Annotated in this window: 22 protein-coding genes and 2 pseudogenes; 11 read left to right on the top strand and 13 right to left on the bottom strand. The window is 62.0% G+C overall.

Annotated elements, in window-relative coordinates:
• Positions 1-9: 9 nt before the first annotated feature.
• From QOS90_RS20055 to pcaR, 6 genes and pseudogenes are all read right to left on the bottom strand, one after another.
• Complete coding sequence (locus QOS90_RS20055) at positions 10-1374, bottom strand: 3-carboxy-cis,cis-muconate cycloisomerase (RefSeq protein ID WP_085273604.1); 1365 nt, start codon at positions 1372-1374, stop codon at positions 10-12.
• 9 nt (positions 1375-1383) lie between these two features.
• Complete coding sequence (locus QOS90_RS20050; RefSeq protein WP_027594089.1) at positions 1384-2673, bottom strand: MFS family transporter; 1290 nt, start codon at positions 2671-2673, stop codon at positions 1384-1386.
• A 186-nt stretch (positions 2674-2859) separates the two neighbouring features.
• Entirely contained in the window at positions 2860-4062 is a 1203-nt protein-coding gene (gene pcaF / locus QOS90_RS20045; protein WP_085273605.1) for a 3-oxoadipyl-CoA thiolase, read from the bottom strand.
• Between the two features lie 2 nt (positions 4063-4064).
• Positions 4065-4254 (bottom strand): annotated as a pseudogene (locus QOS90_RS20040) (CoA-transferase subunit beta); the annotation flags it as partial.
• A 183-nt stretch (positions 4255-4437) separates the two neighbouring features.
• Positions 4438-5784, bottom strand: coding sequence for a 4-hydroxybenzoate transporter PcaK (gene pcaK / locus QOS90_RS20035; RefSeq protein ID WP_085273606.1), 1347 nt, complete (start codon positions 5782-5784; stop codon positions 4438-4440).
• A 333-nt stretch (positions 5785-6117) separates the two neighbouring features.
• Entirely contained in the window at positions 6118-6993 is an 876-nt protein-coding gene (pcaR, locus tag QOS90_RS20030; protein WP_050580745.1) for a pca regulon transcriptional regulator PcaR, read from the bottom strand.
• Positions 6994-7526: 533 nt separating this feature from the next.
• Between pcaR and QOS90_RS20025 the strand changes: the two genes are divergently transcribed.
• Together QOS90_RS20025 and QOS90_RS20020 are read left to right on the top strand one after the other, a co-directional pair.
• Complete coding sequence (locus QOS90_RS20025) at positions 7527-7727, top strand: hypothetical protein (RefSeq protein WP_027594085.1); 201 nt, start codon at positions 7527-7529, stop codon at positions 7725-7727.
• Positions 7728-8040: 313 nt separating this feature from the next.
• Positions 8041-9513 carry an inorganic phosphate transporter gene (locus tag QOS90_RS20020; protein WP_027594084.1) on the top strand — a complete coding sequence of 491 codons (1473 nt, stop codon included), beginning with the start codon at positions 8041-8043 and terminating at the stop codon, positions 9511-9513.
• A gap of 164 nt (positions 9514-9677) precedes the next feature.
• Here the strand turns inward: QOS90_RS20020 and QOS90_RS20015 are convergent, their stop codons facing one another.
• A complete protein-coding gene (locus QOS90_RS20015) occupies positions 9678-11153 on the bottom strand; it encodes a helicase HerA-like domain-containing protein (protein ID WP_085273607.1) in 1476 nt (491 codons plus the stop codon).
• 167 nt (positions 11154-11320) lie between these two features.
• Here QOS90_RS20015 and QOS90_RS27680 point away from each other — a divergent pair.
• From QOS90_RS27680 to gpgF, 5 genes and pseudogenes are all read left to right on the top strand, one after another.
• Positions 11321-12337: pseudogene (locus QOS90_RS27680) on the top strand (HAMP domain-containing protein); the annotation flags it as partial.
• A gap of 93 nt (positions 12338-12430) precedes the next feature.
• A complete protein-coding gene (locus tag QOS90_RS27675) occupies positions 12431-13195 on the top strand; it encodes a methyl-accepting chemotaxis protein (RefSeq protein WP_371097681.1) in 765 nt (254 codons plus the stop codon).
• A gap of 234 nt (positions 13196-13429) precedes the next feature.
• A complete protein-coding gene (gene gpgS / locus QOS90_RS20005; protein ID WP_085273609.1) occupies positions 13430-14551 on the top strand; it encodes an N-acetylglucosaminyl phosphatidylglycerol synthase in 1122 nt (373 codons plus the stop codon).
• Positions 14544-15308, top strand: coding sequence for an N-acetylglucosaminyl phosphatidylglycerol deacetylase (gene gpgD, locus QOS90_RS20000; protein WP_085273610.1), 765 nt, complete (start codon positions 14544-14546; stop codon positions 15306-15308). The genes gpgS and gpgD overlap by 8 nt, the downstream gene beginning before the upstream one ends.
• A complete protein-coding gene (gene gpgF / locus QOS90_RS19995; protein WP_085273611.1) occupies positions 15305-16297 on the top strand; it encodes a glucosaminyl phosphatidylglycerol flippase in 993 nt (330 codons plus the stop codon). The genes gpgD and gpgF overlap by 4 nt, the downstream gene beginning before the upstream one ends.
• Here gpgF and QOS90_RS19990 read toward each other — a convergent pair.
• Positions 16203-16436 carry a hypothetical protein gene (locus QOS90_RS19990; RefSeq protein WP_081717485.1) on the bottom strand — a complete coding sequence of 78 codons (234 nt, stop codon included), beginning with the start codon at positions 16434-16436 and terminating at the stop codon, positions 16203-16205. The two genes, gpgF and QOS90_RS19990, sit on opposite strands and share 95 nt — an antisense overlap.
• A 146-nt stretch (positions 16437-16582) precedes the next feature.
• On the bottom strand, positions 16583-17434 hold the full coding sequence (purU, locus tag QOS90_RS19985) for a formyltetrahydrofolate deformylase (RefSeq protein WP_027594078.1): 852 nt from the start codon (positions 17432-17434) through the stop codon (positions 16583-16585).
• 283 nt (positions 17435-17717) lie between these two features.
• Here purU and mvaT point away from each other — a divergent pair, with 283 nt between their 5' ends.
• Positions 17718-18095: a histone-like nucleoid-structuring protein MvaT gene (gene mvaT / locus QOS90_RS19980; RefSeq protein ID WP_027594077.1), complete on the top strand. Its 378-nt coding sequence runs from the start codon at positions 17718-17720 to the stop codon at positions 18093-18095.
• Positions 18096-18168: 73 nt separating this feature from the next.
• On the opposite strand, the gene sbcB is transcribed toward mvaT, so the two are convergent.
• The 3 genes from sbcB to QOS90_RS19965 all read right to left on the bottom strand — a co-directional run bounded on the left by sbcB (position 18169) and on the right by QOS90_RS19965 (position 20520).
• A complete protein-coding gene (gene sbcB, locus QOS90_RS19975) occupies positions 18169-19605 on the bottom strand; it encodes an exodeoxyribonuclease I (protein ID WP_085273612.1) in 1437 nt (478 codons plus the stop codon).
• 36 nt (positions 19606-19641) lie between these two features.
• The gene (locus tag QOS90_RS19970; RefSeq protein ID WP_027594075.1) at positions 19642-20010 is read right to left on the bottom strand and encodes a PilZ domain-containing protein; all 369 of its coding nucleotides are present in this window, start codon (positions 20008-20010) and stop codon (positions 19642-19644) included.
• A gap of 123 nt (positions 20011-20133) precedes the next feature.
• On the bottom strand, positions 20134-20520 hold the full coding sequence (locus QOS90_RS19965; RefSeq protein ID WP_085273613.1) for a tetratricopeptide repeat protein: 387 nt from the start codon (positions 20518-20520) through the stop codon (positions 20134-20136).
• Between the two features lie 180 nt (positions 20521-20700).
• Between QOS90_RS19965 and pyk the strand changes: the two genes are divergently transcribed.
• Both pyk and QOS90_RS19955 read left to right on the top strand, forming a co-directional pair.
• On the top strand, positions 20701-22152 hold the full coding sequence (gene pyk / locus QOS90_RS19960) for a pyruvate kinase (protein ID WP_027594073.1): 1452 nt from the start codon (positions 20701-20703) through the stop codon (positions 22150-22152).
• 161 nt (positions 22153-22313) lie between these two features.
• On the top strand, positions 22314-23552 hold the full coding sequence (locus QOS90_RS19955; RefSeq protein WP_085273614.1) for a delta-60 repeat domain-containing protein: 1239 nt from the start codon (positions 22314-22316) through the stop codon (positions 23550-23552).
• A 73-nt stretch (positions 23553-23625) separates the two neighbouring features.
• Here the strand turns inward: QOS90_RS19955 and QOS90_RS19950 are convergent, their stop codons facing one another.
• Entirely contained in the window at positions 23626-24546 is a 921-nt protein-coding gene (locus QOS90_RS19950) for an iron-sulfur-binding ferredoxin reductase (protein ID WP_085273654.1), read from the bottom strand.
• 249 nt (positions 24547-24795) lie between these two features.
• Here QOS90_RS19950 and QOS90_RS19945 point away from each other — a divergent pair, with 249 nt between their 5' ends.
• Positions 24796-26319 (top strand): fumarate hydratase, encoded by a 1524-nt coding sequence (locus QOS90_RS19945; protein WP_027594070.1) that lies wholly within the window; start codon positions 24796-24798, stop codon positions 26317-26319.
• Positions 26320-26338 lie beyond the last annotated feature (19 nt).

Below are 26338 nucleotides of genomic sequence, written 5' to 3'. Positions count from 1 at the left end.
CAGTCTCCTTCAGGCAGTGAAACGTTGATGTTCGGCCACGGCGCGCGCCACCCAGACGCGGGCCTGGCCAAGGTAATGGGCAGGGTCGAGCAAGCGATCGAGTTCTTCTGCCGACAACTCGGCACTGACCTGCGGCTCGTCACCCAGCACGGCACGCAGGTGGCGCTGTTCGGCGACGGCGCGCTGGCAGCACTGCTCGAGCAAATGATGAGCACGGTCACGGCCCAGGCGCTGAGCCAGGACAATGCTGACCGCCTCGGCCAGCACCAGCCCCTGGGTCAGGTCGAGGTTGCGGCGCATACGTTCGGCATCGACCTGCATGCCTTCGGCAATCACCTGGGCCTGGCGCAGGGCGCCGGAAACCAGGCAGCAGATATCCGGCAGGGTTTCCCATTCGGCATGCCACAGGCCAAGGCTGCGTTCATGTTCTTGAGGCATGGCGGCGAACAAGGTCGACAACAGGCCCGGCACGCGGGTAGCGGCACCGATCAGCACGGCGGCACCCACCGGGTTGCGTTTGTGCGGCATGGTCGACGAACCACCCTTGCCTGGCGCGGAAGGCTCGAACACCTCCCCCGCCTCGGTCTGCATCAGCAGGCTGACATCGCGGCCAAACTTGCCGAGGCTGCCGGCGATCAGGCCCAGCACCGAGGCAAATTCCACCAGCCGGTCGCGCTGGGTGTGCCAGGGTTGCTCGGGCAAGTGCAGCTTGAGCTGCTCGGCCAGCCCCTCGGCCACCGGCATGGCTTTGCTGCCCAACGCTGCCAGGCTGCCAGACGCACCACCGAACTGCAGGCACAGCAGGCGCGGGCGCAGCTCCTGAAGCCGCTGGCGATGACGGGTCAGCGCGCCCAGCACACCGGCCAGCTTCATGCCCAAGGTGACCGGCGTGGCGTGTTGCAGCCAGGTACGCCCCACCATCGGGGTGTCGGCATGTTGCAAGGCCTGGCGCGCCAGGGTATCGGCCAGTTGAGCGAGGTCTGCCTCGATCAGGTCGAGGGCATCGCGCAGTTGCAGTACCAGCCCGGTATCCATGGCGTCCTGGCTGGTGGCGCCCAGGTGCACGTAGCGCTCGGCCTCGGGCACGCCGCTGGCGATCACTTTGCCCAGCGCCTTCACCAACGGGATCGCCGAGTTGCCAGCACTGGCAATGGCATCGGCCAGGGCGCCAGCGTCGTAACGCTCAGCCTTGCAGGCCGCCTCAATGGCCGCCACCGCACTGTGCGGCACCAGCCCGGCGGCCGCTTCGGCGCGGGCCAGGGCGGCTTCGAAATCGAGCATGCCCTGCAGGCGGCCACGGTCTGAGAAAATCTCGCGCATGGCCGGCGCGGTGAAGTAGGCATCGAACAGCTGGTTGTCCGCACGGTACGTCATTGCAGGTCCTTAATCGTCATGGTGCAGGTACGCCGCCTGCTTCGGCAGGCGCAGGCTGAACAAGAAGGCAACCGCCATCATGGCCGTCACGTACCAGTAGAAGGTGTTTTCCATGCCCAGGGTTTTCAGGCCCAAGGCCACGTATTCAGCAGACCCGCCGAACATGGCGTTGGCCACCGCATACGCAAGGCCCACACCCAGTGCGCGCACCTGCGGCGGGAACATCTCCGCTTTTACCAGGCCGCTGATCGAGGTGTAGAAACTGACGATACACAAGGCCAGGCTGATCAGCACGAACGCCAGGAACGGGCTGGTCACGGTCTTCAGCGCCATCAACAGGGGCACGGTGAACAGCGTGCCCAAGGCGCCGAACAGCAGCATCGAGTTACGCCGGCCGATACGGTCGGACAGCATGCCGAAGAACGGCTGCAGGATCATGAACAGGAACAGCGCCCCCGTCATCACATAGCTGGCGCTCTTGGCGTTCATCCCGGCCGTGTTGACCAGGTACTTCTGCATGTAGGTGGTGAAGGTGTAGAAAATCAGCGAACCGCCGGCGGTGTACCCCAGCACGGTGATGAACGCCGCGGCGTGATTGCGGAACAAGCCGCTGATCGAGCCCGCGTCTTTGTCATTGCGGGTTTCGGCGTTGCTGGTTTCGTGCAGCGAGCGACGCAGCATCAGCGAGATCAACGCAGCCACGGCACCGACTACGAACGGAATACGCCAGCCCCAGGCGCGCAGTTCGTCCTCGGTCAGCAACTGCTGCAGGATGACCACCACCAGCACCGCCAGTAACTGGCCGCCGATCAGGGTCACGTATTGGAACGAGGCGAAGAAACCGCGCTGGCCGCGCAGTGCCACTTCACTCATGTAGGTCGCCGTGGTGCCGTACTCGCCACCTACCGACAGGCCTTGGATCAAGCGGGCGAGCAATAGCAGCGCCGGCGCCCAGGTACCAATGCTGCCGTAGGTCGGCAGGCAGGCAATCATCAAGGACCCGGCGCACATCATCAGCACCGAGATCATCAGGGAATTCTTGCGGCCATGGCGGTCGGCCAGGCGGCCAAAGATCCAGCCACCAATGGGGCGCATCAGGAAGCCCGCTGCGAACACACCCGCGGTGTTGAGCAACTGCACAGTGGGGTCGTCGGAGGGGAAGAAGGCCGGGGCGAAGTAGATCGCGCAGAAGGCGTAGACGTAGAAGTCGAACCATTCCACCAGGTTGCCTGAAGAGGCACCGACGATCGCGAAGATACGCTTGCTGCGTTCTTCGCCGGTGTAATAGGTTGAGGTCATGAGGTTTTACTCCTGGAGGGTCCTAGGTAAGTCTAGACATACCTAGTAACACACTCGTTCCGCTGCGCGGCTGGCCATTAGCCTTGTGTCTCATAGATCCGGCCTCTTCGCGGGTAAACCCGCTCCCACAGAGGATTGCGTGGATCCCTGTGGGAGCGGGTTTACCCGCGAAGAGGCCGAGCCTGATCAAACCCGCTCGATGGCCAACGCCAAACCTTGGCCTACCCCCACACACATGGTCGCCAGGCCTTTACGCCCGCCACTCTTCTCCAACTGATGCAACGCTGTCAGCACCAGGCGCGCGCCACTCATGCCCAGCGGGTGGCCCAGGGCAATCGCGCCACCATTGGGGTTCACCTGCGGCGCATCATCGGCCACACCCAGCTCACGCAGCACGGCCAGGCCTTGGCTGGCGAACGCCTCGTTCAGCTCGATCACGTCGAAGTCGCTCATCGCCACACCCAGGCGCTCGGTCAGCTTGCGCACGGCAGGCACCGGGCCAATGCCCATGACCCGAGGAGCCACGCCGCCGCTGGCCATGCCCAGTACCCGGGCACGCGGGGTCAGGCCGTGTTTCTTCACCGCTTCCGCCGAGGCCAGGATCAGTGCCGCAGCACCGTCGTTGACACCCGATGCGTTGCCTGCGGTGACCGTCTTGTCCGGGCCATTGACCGGCTTGAGCTTGGTCAATGCTTCCAGGGTGGTTTCCGGGCGCAGGTGTTCATCACGCTCGACGATAGTTTCGCCCTTCTTGTGGGCAATGCGCACCGGGACGATCTCTTCGGCGAAGAAGCCGGCTGCCTGGGCCGCGGCGGCCTTTTGCTGGCTGCGCAGGGCGAATGCATCCTGGTCGGCGCGGGACACCTGGTAATCGTCAGCGACGTTATCAGCGGTTTCCGGCATCGAATCGACGCCGTACTGGCTCTTCATCAGCGGGTTGATGAAACGCCAGCCGATGGTGGTGTCTTCAAGCTTCATGTTGCGCGAGTAGCCGCTTTCGGCCTTGCCCATCACGAAGGGTGCACGCGACATCGACTCGACGCCACCGGCGATGGCCAATTCCATTTCGCCACTGGCGATCGCGCGGAACGCCGTGCCGATGGCATCCATGCCCGATGCGCACAGGCGGTTCAGGGTCACGCCAGGAATGCTCTCAGGCAGGCCCGCCAGCAGCAGCGCCATGCGCGCCACGTTGCGGTTGTCTTCACCGGCCTGGTTGGCACAGCCGAAGAACACTTCGTCGACCTGATCCCACTGCACCGAAGGGTTACGCTCGATCAGCGCCTTCAGCGGCACTGCCGCCAGGTCATCGGCGCGCACGCCGGCCAGGGTGCCGCCGAAGCGGCCGATCGGGGTGCGGATGGCGTCACAGATGAATACGTCGCGCATTTGGCTTCTCCTGCCATCTGGCCATGGGCCGCGGCGGTATGGGCTTCGAGGTCGCGTAAGGCGGACATCTCGATTCGGGTGGATTCGGTGGTGGTCTGCACGTCGCCGGCAAAGCGGATCGCCCAGCGGATGGCCGCAACGATCTGCTCGCGGATTGGCCCCCGAATGAACTGCAGCGACAGCGAATTCATGGGGTGCCGGCTTGCTTTGGAGACTCCCGGTCAGGGTTCATCAATGCGTTCAGATTAAGGAGACTGGTAGGTCCCTTACAATCCGATAATCGACCTTATGTGCGATTATCGAACCATTTATGTATTTCTACTGTAGGAGCAGCCTTGTGCTGCGAATGGGCCGCAAAGCGGCCCCCTTCGGCACTCAGGTCGCGTCCGCGTGGCTGACCAACCCTTTCACGACCACACCCACCGTCGCCAATGCCGCCGGCACCAGCAGCGCTGTCAGCACCTGTTCGAAATTCCAGCCCAGGCCCAGCAGCGTCGCACCACTCCAGGCGCCGAGAATCGCACCAAAGCGGCCGATGCCCAGCATCCACGAAACGCCCGTGGCACGCCCTTGGGTTGGGTAGAAGCGGGCAGCCAGCGACGGCATGGCCGACTGCGCCCCGTTGACGCACATACCAGCGACCAGTACCAGGGTGGCGAGCAGGGTGATGTTGCCCAGGCTCTGCCCCACCGCGTAGGCAAACATCCCGGCCAGAAGGTAGAAAATGCCGATGACCTTGTGCGGGTTGAAGCGATCCATGGCCCAGCCCACCCCGACTGCGCTCAGCACGCCGCCAAACTGGAACAGTGCGCCAATGAACGCCGCCTGCTCCATGCTGGCCCCGCTGTCACGCATCAGGGTCGGCAGCCAGCTGGTCAACAGGTAGACAATCACCAAGCCCATGAAGTAAGTCAGCCACAGCAACATCGTGCCCAGGCCGTAGGTGCCGGAGAAGATGACCGCGAATACGTTGCGCGCCGCCACCGCCTTCTGCTCCGGCACGCTGAAGCTGGCCGCCTGGGCCACTACCTGCGGCGCAATCGGCGCCAGGGTTTTGCGGACTTTATCCGTACCGCGATTACGCACTACCAGGAAGCGTGCCGACTCCGGCAACCAGATGAGCAACACCACCGCCAGCAGCAGCGGCAGCACGCCACCGATCACCAGCAGGCTATGCCAGCCATACGCCGGGATCATCTTCGCGGAGATAAACCCACCGCCCGCCATGCCCAGGTTGAAGCCGCAGAACATGCTGGTCACCAGCAGCGATTTGAGCCGCTCAGGGGTGTATTCGGACAGCAGCGTCGTCGCATTGGGCATACCTGCACCCAGGCCAAGCCCGGTGAGGAAGCGCAGAACCAGCAACTGGTCGACATTGGTCGCGTAGGCCGAGGCCAGGCTGAAGCCGCCGAACACCAGCACGGCAGCCACCAGCACGCCTTTACGCCCAAAACGGTCGGCCAGCGGGCCTGAGCCCAGTGCGCCGAACACCATGCCGATCAACGCGGCACTCATGACCGGGCCGAGGCTGGCGCGGTCGATGCCCCACTCCTGCGACAAGGCCGGGGCGATGAAGCCCATGGCGGCAGTGTCCAGGCCATCGAGGAAAACGATTAGAAAACACAGCAGCACGACGCGCCATTGATAGCGGGACAGCGGCTGGTCGTTGATGAACGACTGGACGTCGAGGCATTTGCCGACGTTGGTTTGCGGTTGGTTCATTGTTGTTATCCAGAATTAGGGCACGGCCATGCCACTGCACTCAGCGCGCAAGTACAGGGTTCGATAGTAGGAGGATGGCGGCCTGCGTCAGCCTGGATACAACAGTGCTGCGAGCGGGTGCGGCCGCGGCAGCGATGGGACAGTAGTCATGGTATGTGCCTCACATGTTTTTCTTGTTCGGTCGGCAAAGCCGACCGTTGCGAGAGACATTAATCAGCCTACCGGGACGACGCAATTCACTGAGCACGACATTGTGCGTTTATCGAACAGGAAAGGCGTCCGTGCTCGATAATGGGGCAGGAAGGGCGCTCAGCGGCCCTCCCTTGCGCGGCATCAACCAAACAATTGATGGCAAAGGTCTCGACTGGCTGCCAGCAGGATCGGCAAGAAGCGCTGCTCCAGTTCGCTGCGCGTCACACGCCCGACGTGGGTGCTGACGTTCAATGCAGCCAGCACCTGCCCCGAAGCGTCATAGATCGGCACGGCGATCGAACGCAGCCCTTGTTCCAGTTCCTGGTCCACCACGCACCAGCCCTGAGCACGCACCTGCTGAATGCAGGCAAACAACGATTCGGCATCGTGCAAGGTGCGGCTGGTGCGCGGCTTGAGGTCAGCCCGGTCGAGGTACTCGCGCAGGCTGGTGTCGTCCATCGCCGCCAGCAGAATGCGCCCCATCGACGTGCAGTAGGCCGGCAAGCGCCCGCCTACCGACAGGTCGACCGAGATCAACCGCTCCACAGTCGCCGATCGGGCTATATAAAGGATGTCGTCGCCTTCGAGGGTGGCCATGTTGGCCGCCTCGTGCAGTTGGTCACTGATGCGGTCCAGGTACGGCTGCGCAGAAATCGCCAATGGCGTCGACGACAGGTAGGCATGGCCCAGGGTCAGCACCTTGGGCAACAGTGAATACGTGCGCCCGTCAGTCGTCGCATAGCCCAGCTTGATCAAGGTATGCAGGCAACGGCGCACGGCTGCGCGAGGGATTTCGGTGCGGTGGCTGATCTGGGCGATGGTCAGGTGGCGCTTGCGCTCCTGAAACGCCTGGATGACTGCCAGCCCTCGCGCGAGGGAGGTCATGAAATCCGGGTCGCCAGTAAACGCCTGAATACGCTTGGCCGGCGACGCCACGATCGGCGGCGCCAGGGCGGGTGCGGCAGGGCGTGCCGACTCTGGGTTGGCAGATTCGTTGGCCGCTGTTTCGTCGCTCATCGCTCACCTCAAAAAAAACGCTGGGTCGTGCGATTATCGAACGAACGGCCGATAATCGCAATTGACCGCTGACACTTTTGCTTATACCTTTCTCATGCCACTTTGTGGCTTCTTTGGAGAGACTGGTCAGGTACCCACCGTAGAAGTCCCAGGCAACGGCCTCGCCTTGTGCGAGGCCGTTTTACTTTCTGCGTTCGCCACGGCTGGCCGACGAACTTTTGCCGCTCGCTCCTTTCAAAGTTATACGCACGGTGTGACGCGTTACCCATTGAGCCCAACTACTTCGACGGGCATGTCAGGCTTTGGTAAATATCCCTGTTCGAAGAATTATCGGTTGCTATAATCGATTGGGTTGTACGCCTTGTTGCTGTGGTAATGGAACACACCGCTGTCTCCAGCACTTACGGGCAACCCACGCATGTGCAGGTTCTGTATGGCACCCCCTCTGCTTTCCCTGTGGCATCCTTTGTATGCGCAGGGGCATGCTGTACAGCTAAAACAACAGTCTTAATTCAACTTACTCAGGTACTACTGTGACGAAAGATGAACTGCGCGCAGAACTCGAGCGCCAGGCTGAACGTTACAAGGATGTTTACGGTGGTGAAGTGACCACTTACGCCGCTCAACCGGACCCCGAACGCAAACCGTGGCGCAAGCGCGCCAGCGTGCGTGACCAGGCGTTCAATCAGGAACTGGAAAAAATGGAAAAGGAACTGCGCAGCGACAAGCCGTAAGCGCAACGTTCCGCCTTCCGCTTCGTCGCCCGGCCTGCCCGGGCGCGGTCGATCTTTACTCAGAGGTCGATGATGAAATGGAATTACACAAATTTCATACGGCCGTTTGAATCAGTCAAGCGTCGATTATTTCCCAGACATTTGCCGATTTTTTGAATATTTCACGCTTTTTTGCGGACGCTACTGTTCATGGAAGCGTTGGCAAGCGCGTGAAGGCTGCGTCACAGTGCGTGCTATTGGTCTGTAGCAGGTGCATCGATTGCCAATATTTTCTGGCATAATCCCGCCCCCCTAAGACCGCCAGACAACCTTCATGATCGATTTATTCAGCGGACTGGATGCCTGGGTGTTGGTGAGCCTCCTGCTCGCCTTGACCTTCGTACTCGCCTTCGAGTTCATCAATGGCTTTCATGACACCGCCAACGCGGTAGCTACCGTCATCTATACCAAAGCCATGCCGCCGCACCTCGCCGTGTTCTTCTCCGGCGTGTTCAACTTCCTCGGCGTTCTGCTCGGTGGTGTCGGGGTGGCCTATGCCATCGTTCACCTGCTGCCGGTAGAGCTGCTGATCAATGTGAACACCGGACACGGCCTGGCCATGGTCTTCTCGCTGTTGGCTGCGGCCATCACCTGGAACCTGGGCACCTGGTACTTCGGTATCCCGGCTTCCAGCTCGCACACGCTGATCGGCTCGATCCTCGGTGTTGGCCTGGCCAACGCCCTGATCAACGACATCCCGCTGGGCGATGGCGTCAACTGGCAGAAGGCGATCGACATCGCCATGTCGCTGGTGGTCTCGCCCATGGCCGGTTTCGCGGTCGCTGCGCTGGTGCTGATCGGCCTTAAATGGTGGCGCCCGCTGTCGAAGATGCACAAGACGCCTGAACAGCGCCGCAAGCTCGACGACAAGAAGCACCCGCCGTTCTGGAACCGCCTGGTACTGGTGATTTCGGCCATGGGCGTAAGCTTCGTGCACGGCTCCAACGATGGCCAGAAAGGCATTGGCCTGATCATGCTGGTGTTGATCGGTATCGTGCCGGCCAAGTTCGTGCTCGACCTGAACAGCACCACCTATCAGATCGAACGCACCCGCGACGCCACCCTGCACATGAGCCAGTTCTACGAGCGCAATGCCGCCACCCTGGGTGAGTTCCTGGCATTGGGCAAGGCCAAGGCGAGCGACCTGCCGGAGCAGTTCAGCTGCAACCCGCAGCAGACCGAGCCGACCATCGCCGCACTGCAGGCCTCGCTCAAGGGCGTGACCGACTACCACACCCTGGATGCCGAGAAGCGCGTGGAAGTTCGCCGCTACCTGCTCTGCCTGGATGACACGGCGAAAAAGGTCGGCAAGCTGCCAGGCCTGGATGCCCGTGAAAAGGCGGACCTGGAGAAGCTGCGCAAAGACCTCACCGCCACCACCGAATATGCACCGTTCTGGGTGATCGTGGCCGTTGCCCTGGCCTTGGGCCTGGGTACCATGGTCGGCTGGAAGCGCGTGGTCCTGACCGTTGGCGAGAAGATCGGCAAGCAAGGCATGACCTACGCCCAGGGCATGTCGGCGCAGATCACCGCGGCCTGTGCCATCGGCATGGCCAACGTGTTCAGCCTGCCGGTATCGACCACCCACGTGTTGTCGTCCGGCGTGGCCGGTACCATGGTCGCCAACAAGAGCGGCCTGCAAGGCGGCACCGTGAAGACCATCCTGCTGGCCTGGATCCTGACCCTGCCTGCCTCGATGGGCTTGGCAGCTGGCCTGTTCTGGCTGGCGTCCAAGGCAATCGGCTGAGCGACACCGCTGTAGAAAAAGGCGCCTTCGGGCGCCTTTTTCATATTACCGCGCCTCTGTAGGAGCAGCCTTGCGCTGCGAAGACGTCGGCAAAGGCACTACAGCTTCATGGGCTGTACCGGCCTCTTCGAAGCGCAAGGCTGCTCCTGCAGTGCGTGGCGCTGCTAGCGCTTCTTGCCCCCCAACAACGACCCCATCAGCCCGCGCACCAATTGCCGACCCAACTGATTGGCCGCCTGCCGCACGGCGGACTTGATCGCCTGCCCCGCTGCACTCTGCAAAAAATCGCCAGCCTTGTCGGCAAAGCTCTCTTCATCGGCCTTCGGCACTGGCGCTGGCTCGACAGGCTCACCTTTGCGCTGAGTGAGCATTTCATAAGCCGACTCACGGTCCACCGGCTTGTCATAACGCCCGGCCAGCGGTGACGAGGTAATCAATGCAGTGCGCTCAGCCGCACTCAATGGCCCGATACGCGACTGCGGCGGCGCGATCAGCACCCGCTGCACCATGGCGGGGGTGCCCTTGTCTTCCAGCGTACCGACCAACGCTTCACCAATACCTAGCTCGGTCAGCACCGCCAGGCTGTCGAATGCGGGGTTGGGGCGGAAACCATCGGCCACGGCCCGCAGCGACTTCTGCTCTTTTGCGGTGAACGCACGCAAACCATGCTGGATGCGCAAACCCAATTGGGCCAACACGGCATCGGGTAGATCACCTGGCGACTGGGTCACGAAGTAGACCCCCACGCCCTTGGAGCGAATCAGCCGAACCACCTGCTCCAGGCGGTCCTGCAACGCCTTGGGCGTGCCATTGAACAGCAAATGCGCTTCATCGAAGAACAGCGCCAGTACTGGCTTGTCGGCATCGCCGCGCTCTGGCAACTGCTCGAACAACTCCGCCAACAGCCACAGCAGGAAGGTTGCATATACCTTCGGCGCTTCATGCACCAGCCGGCTGGCATCGAGCAGGTGGATGCGCCCACGGCCGTCACTGCCAGGCCGCAGCAAGTCTTCGAGTTGCAACGCGGGCTCACCGAACAGCGCCTCGGCACCTTGCTGCTCGAGGGTCGCCAGGCGACGCAGCAAGGCCTGGGTGGAGGCACTGGTCATCAGCGCGCTGTCTTCACCCAGCATCTGCGGGTTGTCCTTCAGGTGCGCCAGCAGCGCCTTGAGGTCCTTGAGGTCGAGTAACAGCAGGCCTTCACGGTCGGCCACCTTGAATGCCGCATACAAGGCTGCCTGCTGGCTGTCGGTCAGTTCCAGCAGGTTACCCAGCAGCAGCGGCCCCATTTCGCTGAGGGTCGTGCGCAAGGGGTGGCCGGACTGCCCGGCGATATCCCACAGGCTTACCGGATAAGCCTGCGGCGTATGCCCCAACCACGGCATGCCGGCAATGCGTTCGGCCACCTTGCCTTGCGGTGCGCCCGCCGCACCCAGGCCGCACAGGTCGCCTTTTACATCGGCCGCGAACACTGCCACGCCGGCATCACTGAACACCTCGGCCAGGTGCTGCAAGGTGACCGTCTTGCCGGTGCCCGTGGCGCCGGCGACCAGGCCGTGACGGTTGGCGAGGCGCATGGCTTGATTGACAGGCTGACCATCAAGGCCCGCCCCTACAACTATTTGCGAAGAATCCGACATCTTCTTTCATCCTCTTCTCAAGCTTTGCCGCGTATCGGCCGATACCTCGGGGTGATATTCGCCTAGAACACAGTAACAACCCAACTAGGACTTCCCGGGATGTTGCACTGTCTTGCAGATGTATTCGTGCGAACGCCCGATAAAACCTTAGCGGAACCGATTACTCCATGAGCAAAAGCCTTCGTTTCAGCCACAAGATTCTCTTGGCGGCCTCACTGATCGTGATACTCGCCTTCAGCCTGTTCACCCTCTATAACGATTATCTCCAGCGTAATGCCATCAGAGAGGATCTGGAGAATTATCTGACTGAAATGGGCGAGTCGACTTCGACCAATATCCGCAACCTGTTCGAAGGCCGTATAAAGCTGGTGGAGAACCTGGCACAGAACATTGCCCAGGCCCCCAACGACGCTGAAACCCTGATGGGGCAGAATGCCCTGATCACAAGCTTCCTCACGGTGTACCTGGGCAAGGTCGATGGCGGTTTCAGCGTGCGCCCGGACGCCAAGATGCCTGAGGGTTATGACCCGCGTACCCGCCCCTGGTACAAGGGCGGCATGAACGCCTCTGGCGCGACCCTGACCGAGCCGTACATCGACATGACCACCAACAAGATGGTCATCGGCATCCTCAGCAAGGTCTCCAACAGCGTGGGCGTGGTCGGTGGCGACCTGGCCCTCGACGGCTTGGTGCAGATCATCAACTCGCTGAACTTCGGCGGCATGGGCTACGCCTTCCTGGTCAACGACCAAGGCAAAATCCTGGTACACCCGGACCAGAGCCTGGTGATGAAATCGCTGTCAGACCTATTCCCTCAGCACACGCCGAAACTGTCCGGTGAGCTGACAGAAGTTCAGGCCCAGGGCGAGACCCGCCTGCTCACCTTCACCCCGATCAAAGGCCTGCCTTCGGCCAACTGGTACATCGGCCTGTCGGTGGACAAGGACAAAGCCTTCTCCATGCTCAGCACCTTCCGCACCTCGGCGGTGATCGCCACGCTGGTCGCGGTGGTCATCATCATCGGCCTGCTCGGCCTGCTGATTCGCGTGCTGATGCAACCGTTGCTGACCATGACCCGCGCCATGGAAGACATCGCCGAAGGCGAAGGCGACCTGACCAAGCGTCTGCGCATCCACAACCACGACGAATTCGGCCTGCTCGGCAGCGCCTTCAACCGCTTCGTCGAGCGTATCCACGGTTCCATCCGCGAAGTGTCCTCGGCCACCGAGCAGGTCAATGAAGTGGCCCTGCGCGTGATCAGCGCCTCGAACTCGTCGATGACCAACTCGGACGAGCAATCCAACCGCACCAACAGCGTCGCCGCCGCCATCAACGAACTGGGCGCCGCGGCACAGGAAATCGCCGGCAATGCTGCCCAGGCTTCGCAACACGCCAGCTCCGCACGGCTGCTGGCCGAAGAGGGCCAGCAGGTGGTCGAGCGCAATATCGCCGCGATGAACCGCCTGTCCGACTTGATCGTCACCTCCAGTGCGCACATCGAGACGCTCAACAGCAAGACCGTCAACATCGGCCAGATTCTCGAAGTCATCACCAGCATCTCCCAGCAGACCAACCTGCTGGCCTTGAACGCGGCGATCGAAGCCGCCCGCGCCGGTGAAGCCGGGCGTGGCTTTGCCGTGGTCGCCGACGAGGTGCGCAACCTGGCACACCGCACCCAAGAGTCGGCACAACAGGTGCAGACCATGATCGAAGAGCTGCAGGTCGGTGCCCGCGAGTCGGTCGATACCATGGGCCAGAGCCAGCGCCACAGCCAGGACAGCGTGCAGATCGCCAACCAGGCCGGCGAGCGGCTGGACAGCGTGACGGTGCGTATCGGCGAGATCGACGGCATGAACCAGTCGGTGGCCACCGCCACCGAAGAGCAAACAGCCGTGGTCGAAGCGATTAACATGGACATCAACGAGATCAACATGCTCAACCAGGAAGGTGTCGAAAACCTGCAGGCCACCCTGCGCGCGTGTTCGGACCTGGAGCAACAGGCTTCGCGCCTGAAGCACCTGGTGGGCAGCTTCCGTATCTAGTGACTGCTCAATAGCCCCCTGTAGGCGCAGCCTTGCGCTGCGAAGAGGCCAGCTCAGCCCACAAAGCTGTAGCGTCCGTGCCGACCTCTTCGCAGCACAAGGCTGCGCCTACAAGCCCGCAGCAACCAGCCCAACCTCGATCGAACAAACTATCCTTCTGGTAGGTCAACCTTTAGGCGCGTCATCGCCGGTCCATTACGGCCGGATGACAGACCCGAAGACGATCCCGGAGGGATGCTGATCGTGCACATTGCCGACATCACCATGTTCTACGCCCCCGCCAGTGGTGGCGTACGTACCTATCTTGATGCCAAACACCGCCGCCTCGATGCCATCCAAGGCGTGCGCCACAGCTTGTTGATCCCCGGCGCCAGCGCGCAACACACCGATGGCATCTACCAGGTGCCGGCCCCACCCCTGCCCTTTGGCAATGGCTACCGCTTCCCGGTGCGCCTGGCGCCCTGGTGCAATGTGCTGCGCAGCCTCAAACCCGACCTGATCGAAGTCGGCGACCCGTACCTGACCGCCTGGGCTGCCTTGGAGGCACGCCGCCAGTTGGATGTGCCGGTGATTGGCTTCTACCATTCCGACCTGCCGCTGCTGGTGAGCAACCGCATGGGCAATTGGTTCACGCCCAATGTCGAAGCCTACGTCAGCAAGCTGTACGGCAACTTCGACCGGGTGCTGGCCCCCAGCCAGGTGATGGCCGACAAACTGCGCCGGCTGGGCATACGCGATGTGCATGTGCAGCGCCTGGGTGTAGACCTGGCCACCTTCAACCCCGACCACCGCGACCCGCACCTGCGCGCGGAACTTGGGATTGCCGACACCAGCCGCCTGCTGATCTACGCCGGCCGTGGCTCGCGGGAAAAGAACCTGCCGGTTCTGCTCGACTGCATGCAGCGCCTGGGCCGGCCCTACCACCTGTTGCTGGTGGGCTCCAACATGCCTGCGAATGTGCCGCAGAACGTCAGCGTGATCGACCACTTCTGCCCGCCGCAGGAGGTCGCCAGGCTGATGGCCAGTGCCGACCTGCTGGTGCATGCCGGCGACCAGGAAACCTTTGGCCTGGTCATTCTCGAAGCCATGGCCAGCGCGACGCCAGTGGTGGCGGTGCGTGCCGGTGCCTTTGGCGAGATCGTCAACGAACAATGCGGGCGGCTGTGCCAGGCCAATGACGGGGTAGCCATGGCGCAGGCGGTGCGCCAGGTGTTCGAAGAGGGCGTGCGTACCCTCGGCACCCAAGCCCGCCGCCATGTCGAGCAACACTATTCATGGGACAACGTGGTCGCCGGCCTGCTGCAGCATTACCAGGCCGTGCTCGGCCACCAACCGCGGGCGCGGGCCCATGGCTGAAACCGGCAGCGCAGCACGCAGCCTGATGCTGGTGCTGCACGACATCGCGCCCGAGACCTGGCCCGACTACCAACCCTTCGTCGAAGCCGTCGACAAGATCGGCGGTGTGCCCATGACCTGGCTGGTGGTGCCAGACTTTCACCACCGCAACCCCCTGCACCGCTCGCCCACGTTCTGCCGCCTGCTCGACCGGCGCCTGGCAATGGGTGATGAGCTGGCGCTGCATGGCTACTACCATGCTGACGACGGCGCGCCACCGCGCAGCCCCGGGGCGTTTTTCATGCGCCGCATCTATACCCATGAAGGCGAATTCTATGGGCTGGATCACCGTCAGGCGCTGGCACGCCTGGAGCAAGGCCTGTCGGTGTTCGAGCGGCAAGCCTGGCCGGTTGCCGGCTTCGTTGCCCCCGCCTGGCTGATGAGCGAAGGCACGCGCCAGGCCCTGCGCCAATTGCCGCTGCGCTACACCAGCACACCGCAGCACCTGTTCCGCCTGCCTGAGTTCACCGCCATCGAGGCCCCCGGCCTGGTGTGGAGCGCACGCAGCGCCTGGCGCCGAAGGGTGTCGAAGGTACTTTGCGACTGGCAATGCCAACGCTGGCGTGGCGCGCAGACCCTGCGCCTCGGCCTGCACCCGGTGGACATGCGCCACCGCGTATCACGCGACTACTGGCTACACACCCTGCAGGCGCTGCTGGCAGAGGGCCGCGAGCCGTTGACCAAGTCCGCCTGGCTGGACCGCCAGGCCAGCGCATGAATCGCCTGGGCTGGCTAGGCCTGGCCCTGCTGGGCGCGGTGTTGGTACCGACGCTGCTGGGCGGCAGCGAACTGCTGCCCCGCCTGCAACGCTTCGACCCCGGCCTGTTACTGATGCTGCTGGGCATGATCATGCTGTGCTGGGTGATCAACGCCATTCGCCTGCGCCTGCTACTCGGCCAGCAAGGCGCACAACTGCGTTACCTGCGCAGCCTCGGCGTGGTCATGGCCACCGAGTTCGCCATCTGTACCACCCCTGGCGGCAGCGGCGGCCCGCTGACCCTCATGGCCCTGCTGGCGCGCGACCGCATTGGCCCGGCGCGCAGCGGCGCGGTATTCGCCATGGACCAGTTGAACGACTTGCTGTTTTTCTTCTGCGCGATGCTGGCGATTGCCGGCTATGCGTTGTTCCACCGCCTGGGGCACAGCCAGCAAAGCATGTTGCTGGGCAGCGCACTGTTGCTGTGTGCGGCATTGGTCGTAGTGCTGGGGTTGCTGCGCTACCGGCGTGGGCTGATGCGCTTGAACGGTCGCCTGTTACAGCGCCTGGGGATGTCTGCGGGGCGTAAACGCCGCTGGGCGCGCAAGCTGCTGCACTTCATCGACGCCCTGGCACAAACCTGGCGCCTGCCCAAGCGCACGCTGGCACTGGTCTTCACCCTGACCTGCGCGCATTGGGGCCTGCGTTACAGCGTGCTGTACCTGGTGCTGAAGGGGTTGGGCGTGGAGCTGTCGTGGATCCCCAGCTTCCTGGTGCAGATGCTCTCGCTCAGCGCCGGCCAGTTCAGCCTGTTGCCGGGTGGCGCAGGTGCCGCCGAATTGACCTCGGCAAGCCTGCTCACACCCTTGGTGGGCAGTTCGACAGCGGCGGCAGCGATCGTTATCTGGCGCGCGGTCACGTACTACTTTTATCTGCTGGCGGGTGGGCCGGTGTTCGCTTGTTTGCTGGCACGCCCGCTGCTGGAGCGCTGGCGGCGTCAGGCGGGTTGAGTTGCTGCCAGAGTTCGGCTGCACCGGGGAAGTCGGTGCCGTCGGCGTCACTCAGGGCCTCGGGGTCATAGCGGGCCAGGCAGCCCTCGCCGAGGGTTGGCGGTGGTGAGGCGCCAGCTTTGTCACGTGGGTCTGGCATGAGCGTTTCCTCGCGATTGAGGGGGCGCTTTGCGCCCCATCGCCGGCAAGCCGGCTCCCACCCGAACGGTGTAGCCTCCAAGGCTAGCGCCACACCTGTGGGAGCTGGCTTGCCGGCGATGGGCTGCGAAGCAGACCGGCTCGGTATCAGTCGAACACCACGGTCTTGTTGCCGTGCACCAGCACGCGGTCTTCGAGGTGATAACGCAGGCCGCGGGCCAGCACCATCTTCTCGACATCACGGCCGAAGCGGACCATGTCTTCGATACTGTCGGCATGGCTGACACGTACCACGTCCTGCTCGATGATCGGGCCGGCATCCAGCTCTTCGGTCACGTAGTGGCACGTCGCACCGATCAGCTTCACGCCGCGCAGGGCCGCTTGATGGTACGGCTTGGCGCCGACGAACGACGGCAGGAAGCTGTGGTGGATGTTGATCACTTTTTCAGCGTAGTCCTGGCACAGCTGCGGCGGCAGGATTTGCATGTAGCGAGCCAGCACTACCACGTCGGCCGCGTGTTCCTGGACCAGGCGCGACACTTCGGCGAAGGCTGGCGCCTTGTCCTTGGGGTCGACCGGTACATGGAAGAACGGAATGCCGTGCCACTCGACCATGCTGCGCAGGTCGTTGTGGTTGGAGATAACGCAGGGGATATCGCAATCCAGCTCATCGGTGTGCCAGCGGTGCAGCAGGTCGGCCAGGCAGTGGGATTCGCGGCTGGCCATCAACACCACGCGCTTCTTTTGCGCCGAGTCGGTCACACGCCAGGTCATGGAGAACTCTTCGGCGATGGGCGCGAACGCCTCGCGGAATGCCTCGATACCGAATGGCAGGGATTCGGCACGGATTTCATGACGCATGAAGAACCAACCACTCTGTTCATCGGAGTGGTGGCTAGCTTCGTTGATCCAGCCATTGTACAAGGCCAGGAAATTACTGACTTTCGCCACGATGCCAACACGGTCGGGGCAGGCGATCACCAGACGATAGGTGCGCATGAATGAGACTCCAGAACTTCGCAAAGGCGCTCATTCTAGCGGCCCGCCAGGAAAAACGCAGTATGGATCGCACCGCGTGCGTTGTGCACACCGCCAGGCACACAAGACGTGGCCCTGTTCAGCGGCATGACAAAACGCAGGGCTAATGTAAATTTTTGTTCACGCAGAGAAATGTTGTCACAGCTTAATTAACAGTTAATGGCCCATTTGTATGTTTACTTGCGAGTATCGCCTGTCTATTATTGGCGCACACATTTCTGAACACGCATTAAAGGAACTCTCCATGTCCCTGATTAACGAGTACCGCGCCACCGAAGAAGCCATCAAGGAACTTCAAGCCCGCCTGGCCAACCTGTCGCAAGACGACAAGCTGAAGCAAGAGCTGGAGTTCGAAGGCAAACTGCGCACGCTGATGGGCGAGTACTCCAAGTCGCTGCGTGATGTGATTGCCCTGCTCGACCCAGAGTCGAAACTGAGCAAAGCGCCTCGCGGCGCGGTCAAGCCTACCGCCACTAAGCGTGCGCGCAAGGTCAAGCAATACAAGAACCCGCACAATGGTGAAGTGATCGAAACCAAAGGCGGCAACCACAAAACCCTGAAAGAATGGAAAGCCAAGTGGGGTGGTGACGTGGTTGAAAGCTGGGCGACCTTGCTGGACTGATTGTCCGCACGCTCAACGTTGCTTAGCGCAACAAAAAAACGCCGGCTCAATGCCGGCGTTTTTGTTTTTCCATTCACTGCGCAATTGCAAATTGTGCCTGCAGTTTTCGCGCGTGTTCCTGCCACGCATCCAGAACCCGCCGGCCCGCCTCGTCGGCGCCTTCCCAGGCACGCTGCCGCGCCTGCTCGAAATCACCCAGGGTATTCGGCGCGCCCCACTGCGGGTCGCTCAGGCGTTGCTGACAGAAGCCATACCAACGCTGACGCTCTTCACTGTTCAAGGTCTCAGGGAAGTTGCGAGCCCGATAACGGAACAACAGTTCAGGCATGCGCGGGTCATCGAACATCCAGTGCCCCTGGCCCAATTGCGCGGGTTCCAGCGTGCGAACTTGCTCACACAAACGCCGATCACGGTCGCCCAGAAAACCGTCATACAACTGTTGTTCAGGATCTTCACTCGGCGTGAAATCATCCTTGCCGTAGATGTGTTCCAGCTTGTCTTGCCAGTGTGCTTGTTGATTGGCCAGCTGTTCGCCACGCGATTGTAACAACGTCAAGTCGATGCCCAACCGTTGTTGATCGGCCGGGCGCAATACCGAGAGTGGCGCCAGCACTGGGCAACGGTTGATCTGCACCAATTTAAGCGGAACGGGTAATTCGCCCTCGGCCAATTCTTCGTGGCGGGTATACAAGCGCTGACGAAGAACTTCAGGACTTTCCCGCAATAACGGTAGGGTTTCCTGATGCAGGTCGCAGACAATCAGGGCATTGCGATTGCGCGGGTGCCACGCCAGCGGCAGCACCACACCCAGGTAATTACGGGCCGCCGAAAAACGCCCCGAAATATGTACCAGCGGCTGCAACAAACGGACCTGTTCCATCACTTTTTGTTTACTGCGTAGCTGAAACAGCCACTCATACAATTTCGGCTGTTTCTGCCGGATCAAGCGCGCCAGGGCAATCGTGGCCCGCACGTCGGAAAGTGCCTCGTGGGCGTGGCCATGGTCGATGCCATTGGCTTTGCTGAGCAGCTCCAGACGCAGGCTGGTACGGCCATCCTGCTGCGGCCACTCGATGCCTTCAGGGCGCAAGGCGTAGGACGTGCGCACGATGTCGATCAGGTCCCAGCGGCTGTTGCCGCCCTGCCACTCACGGGCATAAGGGTCGAAAAAGTTGCGGTAAAGGCTATAGCGCGTCACTTCATCGTCAAAGCGCAGGGTGTTGTAGCCAGCGCCACAGGTGCCTGGGCGCGCCAGTTGCGCGTGCACCCGGGTCATGAATTCGGCTTCGCACAGCCCTTGGGTTTCCAGCTGTTGCGGGGTGATGCCGGTGACCAGGCAAGCAGCCGGGTGCGGCAGGATGTCGTCCGAGGGGCGGCAATAGAGGCTGATCGGTTCTTCGATTTCGTTGAGGTCGAAGTCGGTGCGCACACCGGCCACCTGCAGCGGCCGGTCGCAGCGCGGGTTGATACCAGTGGTTTCGTAGTCGTGCCAGAAAATGCTGGAGCTCACGGGGTCGTCCTGTATCGAGGTCGACCCGATTCTAGCCTACTCGGCTCTAGCGGAAGCGTTGGCGGGGCGGAAACTGAAATAGTCGTGCAGAGAGCGAACGAACTCGTCGTACTCGCGGGGCGCCTGCAGCAACATAAAGCCGGAGTCGTAATGGCCGGGCGTCTGGTCTTCGCGGCACCACAGGCAACTGGCGGTGAGGTTGATGAACTGATACCCGCCACCGGCCAACGGCAAACGCAATTGCAGCTCGTAATCCGGCCCGACCAGCACCGGCAGTTGGCTGATGAGCATCAAACCGTCTACTGAGGCATTACCCAGCTGGCCGATCGGCTGATCGGTAAAACGGTTGAAGACCTTGAGAACGCAGGGCAACTGATGGCGTTCGATATGCCGCTTGTTGAAGATGATCACAAGTGCAGTCCGTACCCGGTGCCAGGAATGCGCGGTACTGGCGGTTGTTGTAACAACTGAGTTACAGATTAGCGCAGCGCGCGCGGTTAATCCCGTGAAATAAATCACACCTTGGTGTTAACGCCAAGGGGTGGTCTGCACCGGGTTGGCCACGGCAGCCTCGGCGCCACGGTAATGGCCAAGCTTCTCGAGGGTCTGCAGCCGGGCCTGGGCGCGGTAGGCGTATTCGTTGCCCGGGTAGGCCCGGATCATGTACTCGTAGGTCTGCGCAGCGTCCACGAACAGCTTCTGGCGTTCCAGGCACTGGCCACGCAGCAGCGAGACCTCGGGGTGGACGAACGGTCGCGCGCGGCTGGTGCGGTCGACCTGCGAAAGCTCCAGCATCACCCGCTGGCAATCACCGCGGTCGTAGGCACGGTAGGCATTGTTCAAGTGGTGGTCCATCGACCAGCGGGTGCAGCCGACGGCGCTGGCCGCCAAGGCTAAAACGATCAGGGCTCGCATGAGGGGTCTCCTTTGATGCCAGTGTATCGGCCTTTGCCCATAAATCTTCACACCCTTTTGCGAGGATGGCCTGACCGTTCAAACGCTACCCTGCCTTGGTCGCAGGTAGTGCAACGGAACAATGACTACAGCGAGATTCAGGAGTAGCCTTTCGCTGCGCTTCACTATAGGAGTCTGTGCATGACCATCCGCCGTACCAAAATCGTCGCCACCCTTGGCCCCGCCAGCAACTCGCCGGAAGTGATCGAACAACTGATCCTTGCCGGCCTGGACGTGGCACGTCTGAACTTCTCCCACGGCACGCCGGACGAGCACAAGGCGCGCGCTCGCCTGATCCGTGAAATCGCGGCCAAGAACGGCCGCCACGTCGCATTGCTGGGCGACCTGCAAGGTCCGAAGATCCGCATCGCCAAGTTCAGCAACAAGCGCATCGAACTGAAGATCGGTGACAAGTTCACCTTCTCCACCGCCCACCCGCTGACCGAAGGCAACCAGGACATCGTCGGTATCGACTATCCCGACCTGGTCAAGGACTGCGGCGTCGGTGACGAACTGCTGCTCGACGACGGCCGTGTGGTCATGCGCGTCGAGACCGCCACTGCTGATGCACTGCACTGCGTAGTGATCATCGGTGGCCCGCTGTCGGACCACAAAGGCATCAACCGCAAAGGTGGCGGCCTGACCGCACCGGCCCTGACCGAAAAAGACAAGGCCGACATCAAGCTGGCCGCGGAAATGGACCTGGACTACCTGGCCGTATCGTTCCCACGTGACGCCAGCGACATGGAATACGCCCGCAAGCTGCGTGACGAGGCCGGCGGCAGCGCCTGGCTGGTGGCCAAGATCGAGCGTGCCGAAGCCGTTGCCGACGACGAAACCCTCGACAAGCTGATCGCCGCCTCCGACGCCGTCATGGTTGCCCGTGGCGACCTGGGCGTGGAAATCGGCGACGCCGAGCTGATCGGCATCCAGAAGAAGATCATCCAGCACGCCCGCCGCAACAACAAAGCGGTGATCGTGGCGACCCAGATGATGGAGTCGATGATCCAGAACCCGATGCCGACCCGCGCCGAAGTGTCCGACGTGGCCAACGCCGTGCTGGACAACACCGATGCGGTGATGCTGTCGGCCGAAAGTGCCGCCGGCGCCTACCCGATCGAAGCCGTCCAGGCCATGGCGCGCATCTGCCAGGGTGCCGAGAAGCACCCGACCAACCAGAAGTCCAGCCACCGCCTGCACACCACCTTCGAGCGTTGCGACGAAAGCATCGCCCTGGCGGCCATGTACACCGCCAACCACTTCCCGGGCGTCAAGGCGATCATCGCCCTCACCGAGAGTGGCTACACCCCGCTGATCATGTCGCGCCTGCGTTCGCACGTGCCGATCTTCGCCCTGTCGCCGCACCGCGCTACCCAGGCTCGCGTCTCGATGTTCCGCGGTGTCTACCCGATCGCCTTCGACCCGGCTTCGCTGCCGGCCGACAAGGTGAGCCAGGCGGCGGTCGACGAACTGCTCAAGCGTGGTTTGGTGCAACAAGGTGACTGGGTGATCCTGACCAAGGGCGACAGCTACCACACCATCGGTGGCACCAACGGCATGAAGATCCTGCATGTCGGTGATCCGCTGGTCTGATTGCCTTACACGCCCGTAGTCAAGAAGCCCCGTGAGCCCTACTCACGGGGCTTTTTCATGTCCGCTACCTAGCATTTTTGCCAGTTTCGTCTTGGCGCCCAGCCTGCGATCGTTGAGTGACGCAACGGCTTCACACTGTTCAACACGAAAGGTGAAAAGCAATGAGCACAACCCGCATACAGAACGTGCTGGACCCTGACTACGGCGCCTACGGCGTCGCTCGCCCACACCGGTCGATTGAGAAAATCGCGTCTTCAATCCCAGATAACAGGAACGGCAGAATTTGCGTTGGCACGAGTGTGGGCGGCAATTACGTCATTTTTAGGGTGGATGACACAGGCAAGCTCGATCAACACTTTGGTAAAAACAATGGGCTGACCGAAGGCAAATTCGCTCCCCCGTCATCCGCCGCTGGCAGCAGCGTTCACCTGCTCTCAGACGGCAAAATCCTCATGAGCGGTTTGCATAATGGACTACAACCCGCTCTGGCTCGATTCAGCAGCGGCGGCTTGCTAGACACGTCATTCGGCGACGGTGGCCATATTGTGATCAAAACGCCCACAGACCTTATGGTGCAGGAGCAAAAACACGTCTCATCCACACCTCGCGTTATTGAAGTCGCTGAGGGACCACCGCAGGTGCAGACACTCGCGGCGAACGACAAGGTTTACCTCACATTTCAGTTCAACAATAGCCACTCCACGATCATGCGGTTCAACGCCGACGGCGCTTTGGATACGAGCTTCAACGGCACCGGTTACAAGCAGCTTACACCGCCCAGGGGATACCTTACTTACACGACCGCAATGCTTCTGGACGGTGAATTCATTCTGCTGGGCGGGTCGGTCATGACTGCTGATCGCGACTTAGCCTGTGTCATCCGCCTGCACAGTAGCGGTGACTATGACTCGACATTCGGTCACGAAGGCTTTGCCTTCGCCGAGCTGACGTCTCATGCCAACTTTTTCTCGATTGCCAAACTCGCGTCTAACGCCATTGTCTGTGCCGGCGGCGAAGTACCTCAGAAAAGTGTGATCGCCGCTTTCGATCATCAGGGCCAACCGATGGCGGGCTTCATCACTACCTCTCTGGGCACCGGAGGTTACTGGAAAACGGTCGCCGTCTTCCAAGACAAGGCCATCATCACTGTAGGCGACACCAGCGGGAGTCAAGCTGATCTTTTAGTCGGCAGGTTCTCGGCCGACGGCCTACCGGACAGTGGTTTTCAGGAAAATGGCTGGCTGTCGTTTTCTCTAGGTAAGAGCATGGATAGGGTTTTAAGCAGCGAACTGCAACCAGACGGCCGCACATTGGTGACCGGCGAGGACAATGAGAAAAAGGAAGAGGAGCAAGGCTGGATCCGCAAAGGTTTCCTGCTGCGTTGCCTCACAGCGCCCTGACAATCAGCACCGGCACATGGCAAACGGTCAATCGCGAACTGCCCGCGATTGACCAAGGTGCTTTGTTCAAGGTTTAAACGTGTTCAACAAAGGCATCGGCATACACCTGGCCTCTCGGCACCCCAGCAATGAACAGGCGCCGGGCGAAACGCTCGACACTCGCGGGCGCCCCGCATACGAGTGCCACCGTCTGTCGTGACACCATCCGCAACCCCGCCAGCGCTTCCTCCATCTGCTCCGCAAGCACCAGCTCGACGGTGACACCTACCCTGCCCTGCAACGCTTCAGCCAGGTAATGCCCGGTACTGTCCCGCGCCACATGCAGCACCCGAATCTCGCCGCGATGCCCCTGCCGCACAGCCTCACGCAAGATGCCCCACAATGGCGCAAGCCCGGTACCCGCCGCCAACATCCACAGCGGCCGCTCCTGCCAGTCCGGGTCGTAGTGCAACGCCCCGCCCCTGAGCTCGCCCAGGCGCAGCTCATCACCAACCCGCAAGCCGCGAGCGCTGTCACAAAACGCCCCTGGCCGCCGGCAGTCGATATGAAACTCGAGAAAATCATCCTCACCCGGCAGGCTTGCCAACGAATAGGGCCGCGCAACCGCACCGTTCCACAGCACCAGATGCTGGCCGGCCTGGTAGCGCAGGGCCCGCTCGGGCCGCAGGCGCAAGCGCAACACATCGCCAAACCAGTCCAGTGCACACACCGTCGCGGGCATGCCTTCGAGCAGCGGGTCGAACACCGCCACGCGCAGGTCATCCACCACCCGGCACTGGCACGCCAGGCGCCAGCCCTGTGCGTGCTTGTCCAGCGCCAAGGCCTCGGGCAAGGCATCCGCCGGTTGCCCGTCCAGGCAATGCACCAGGCAGGCGTGGCAACTGCCTGCGCGGCAACTGTAGGGCACATTCAAGCCCGCCGCGTTCAAGGCATCGAGCAGGTTGCTGCCGGTGGGCACCGTCCAGCGGCGCTCGCCCACACAGAGTTCAGGCATGGTCATCATTCTCCGGGTACACATCGTCACTCTAAGGCAAGCCGCGATTGGCAGCAAAAAGGATGCCCGTCACCCTGCCGACCATGGTCCAGACCACACGCAGGTGTTTCGCACGGTGAGGCGCGCTATACTGCCGCGCCTTTTTACGTCGGCCTGACCTGCCGACGCCTTGCCAGGCGTTTCGACACACAGGTGTGCAGTGTCGAAGGGCCTTTACGAATGTTCCCGTCTTTAAGAGGAGCGCGCTGCATGACCGTGATCAAGCAAGACGACCTGATTCAGAGCGTTGCCGACGCCCTGCAATTCATCTCGTACTACCACCCCGTCGATTTCATCCAGGCGATGCACGAGGCCTACCTGCGTGAAGAGTCGCCTGCCGCGCGCGACTCCATCGCCCAGATCCTGATCAACTCGCGCATGTGCGCCACCGGCCACCGCCCGATCTGCCAGGACACCGGTATCGTCACCGTGTTCGTGCGCGTCGGTATGGACGTGCGCTGGGACGGCGCCACCCTGAGCGTCGACGACATGATCAACGAAGGTGTGCGTCGCGCCTACAACCTGCCTGAGAACGTCCTGCGCGCCTCGATCCTGGCCGACCCGGCCGGTGCTCGCAAGAACACCAAGGACAACACCCCGGCCGTCATCCACTACTCGATCGTCCCTGGCGACAAGGTCGAAGTCGATGTCGCAGCCAAAGGCGGCGGCTCGGAAAACAAGTCGAAGATGGCCATGCTCAACCCGTCCGACTCGATCGTCGACTGGGTGCTGAAGACCGTTCCGACCATGGGCGCTGGCTGGTGCCCACCTGGCATGCTCGGCATCGGCATCGGCGGTACCGCCGAAAAAGCTGCGGTCATGGCCAAGGAAGTGTTGATGGAGTCCATCGACATCCATGAACTGAAAGCCCGCGGCCCGCAAAACCGCATCGAAGAGATCCGCCTGGAGCTGTTCGAGAAGGTCAACCAGCTGGGCATCGGTGCCCAGGGCCTGGGCGGCCTGACCACTGTGCTCGACGTCAAGATCATGGACTACCCGACCCACGCGGCCTCGCTGCCGGTGTGCATGATCCCGAACTGCGCTGCCACCCGTCACGCGCACTTCGTGCTCGATGGCTCCGGCCCAGCCGAGCTGGAAGCGCCGTCGCTGGACGCCTACCCAGAAATCGTCTGGGAAGCCGGCCCAAGCGCCCGCCGCGTCAACCTCGACGACATCACCCCGGAAGAAGTCGCCAGCTGGAAGCCAGGCGAGACCATCCTGCTCAACGGCAAGATGCTCACCGGCCGCGACGCTGCGCACAAGCGCATGGTCGAGATGCTCAACCGTGGCGAAGAACTGCCAGTGGACCTCAAAGGCCGCTTCATCTACTACGTCGGCCCAGTCGACCCGGTCGGTGACGAAGTGGTTGGCCCAGCCGGCCCGACCACCGCTACCCGCATGGACAAGTTCACCCGCCAGATCCTCGAGCAAACGGGCCTGCTGGGCATGATCGGCAAGTCCGAGCGTGGCCCGACCGCCATCGAAGCGATCAAGGACAACAAGGCCGTGTACCTGATGGCCGTTGGCGGCGCCGCTTACCTGGTCGCCCAGGCGATCCGCAAGTCGAAGGTCCTGGCCTTCGCCGAGCTGGGCATGGAAGCGATCTACGAGTTCGACGTGAAAGACATGCCAGTCACCGTCGCGGTGGACAGCAACGGTGAATCGGTGCACATCACCGGCCCTGCGCTGTGGCAGAGCAAGATTGCCGAAAGCCTGGCTGTTGAAGTGAAGTAATTCACCTCTGGCCTGATCG

Source organism: Pseudomonas sp. LAIL14HWK12:I10 (genome assembly GCF_900184205.1).
Classification (GTDB): Bacteria; Pseudomonadota; Gammaproteobacteria; order Pseudomonadales; family Pseudomonadaceae; genus Aquipseudomonas; species Aquipseudomonas kermanshahensis.
Note: the sequence above shows the minus strand (reverse complement) of the source record. Positions and strands in the feature narration are given on the sequence as shown.

What these genes read in the sequence shown, in the direction of transcription:
- QOS90_RS20055 (WP_085273604.1), bottom strand. Translation starts at nt 1,374, where the DNA reads ATGACGTACCGTGCGGACAACCAGCTGTTCGATGCCTACTTCACCGCG.
- QOS90_RS20050 (WP_027594089.1), bottom strand. Translation starts at nt 2,673, where the DNA reads ATGACCTCAACCTATTACACCGGCGAAGAACGCAGCAAGCGTATCTTC.
- pcaF (WP_085273605.1), bottom strand. Translation starts at nt 4,062, where the DNA reads ATGCGCGACGTATTCATCTGTGACGCCATCCGCACCCCGATCGGCCGC.
- pcaK (WP_085273606.1), bottom strand. Translation starts at nt 5,784, where the DNA reads ATGAACCAACCGCAAACCAACGTCGGCAAATGCCTCGACGTCCAGTCG.
- pcaR (WP_050580745.1), bottom strand. Translation starts at nt 6,993, where the DNA reads ATGAGCGACGAAACAGCGGCCAACGAATCTGCCAACCCAGAGTCGGCA.
- QOS90_RS20020 (WP_027594084.1), top strand. Translation starts at nt 8,041, where the DNA reads ATGATCGATTTATTCAGCGGACTGGATGCCTGGGTGTTGGTGAGCCTC.
- QOS90_RS20015 (WP_085273607.1), bottom strand. Translation starts at nt 11,153, where the DNA reads ATGTCGGATTCTTCGCAAATAGTTGTAGGGGCGGGCCTTGATGGTCAG.
- QOS90_RS27675 (WP_371097681.1), top strand. Translation starts at nt 12,431, where the DNA reads ATGACCAACTCGGACGAGCAATCCAACCGCACCAACAGCGTCGCCGCC.
- gpgS (WP_085273609.1), top strand. Translation starts at nt 13,430, where the DNA reads ATGCTGATCGTGCACATTGCCGACATCACCATGTTCTACGCCCCCGCC.
- gpgD (WP_085273610.1), top strand. Translation starts at nt 14,544, where the DNA reads ATGGCTGAAACCGGCAGCGCAGCACGCAGCCTGATGCTGGTGCTGCAC.
- gpgF (WP_085273611.1), top strand. Translation starts at nt 15,305, where the DNA reads ATGAATCGCCTGGGCTGGCTAGGCCTGGCCCTGCTGGGCGCGGTGTTG.
- QOS90_RS19990 (WP_081717485.1), bottom strand. Translation starts at nt 16,436, where the DNA reads ATGCCAGACCCACGTGACAAAGCTGGCGCCTCACCACCGCCAACCCTC.
- purU (WP_027594078.1), bottom strand. Translation starts at nt 17,434, where the DNA reads ATGCGCACCTATCGTCTGGTGATCGCCTGCCCCGACCGTGTTGGCATC.
- mvaT (WP_027594077.1), top strand. Translation starts at nt 17,718, where the DNA reads ATGTCCCTGATTAACGAGTACCGCGCCACCGAAGAAGCCATCAAGGAA.
- QOS90_RS19965 (WP_085273613.1), bottom strand. Translation starts at nt 20,520, where the DNA reads ATGCGAGCCCTGATCGTTTTAGCCTTGGCGGCCAGCGCCGTCGGCTGC.
- pyk (WP_027594073.1), top strand. Translation starts at nt 20,701, where the DNA reads ATGACCATCCGCCGTACCAAAATCGTCGCCACCCTTGGCCCCGCCAGC.
- QOS90_RS19955 (WP_085273614.1), top strand. Translation starts at nt 22,314, where the DNA reads ATGAGCACAACCCGCATACAGAACGTGCTGGACCCTGACTACGGCGCC.
- QOS90_RS19950 (WP_085273654.1), bottom strand. Translation starts at nt 24,546, where the DNA reads ATGCCTGAACTCTGTGTGGGCGAGCGCCGCTGGACGGTGCCCACCGGC.
- QOS90_RS19945 (WP_027594070.1), top strand. Translation starts at nt 24,796, where the DNA reads ATGACCGTGATCAAGCAAGACGACCTGATTCAGAGCGTTGCCGACGCC.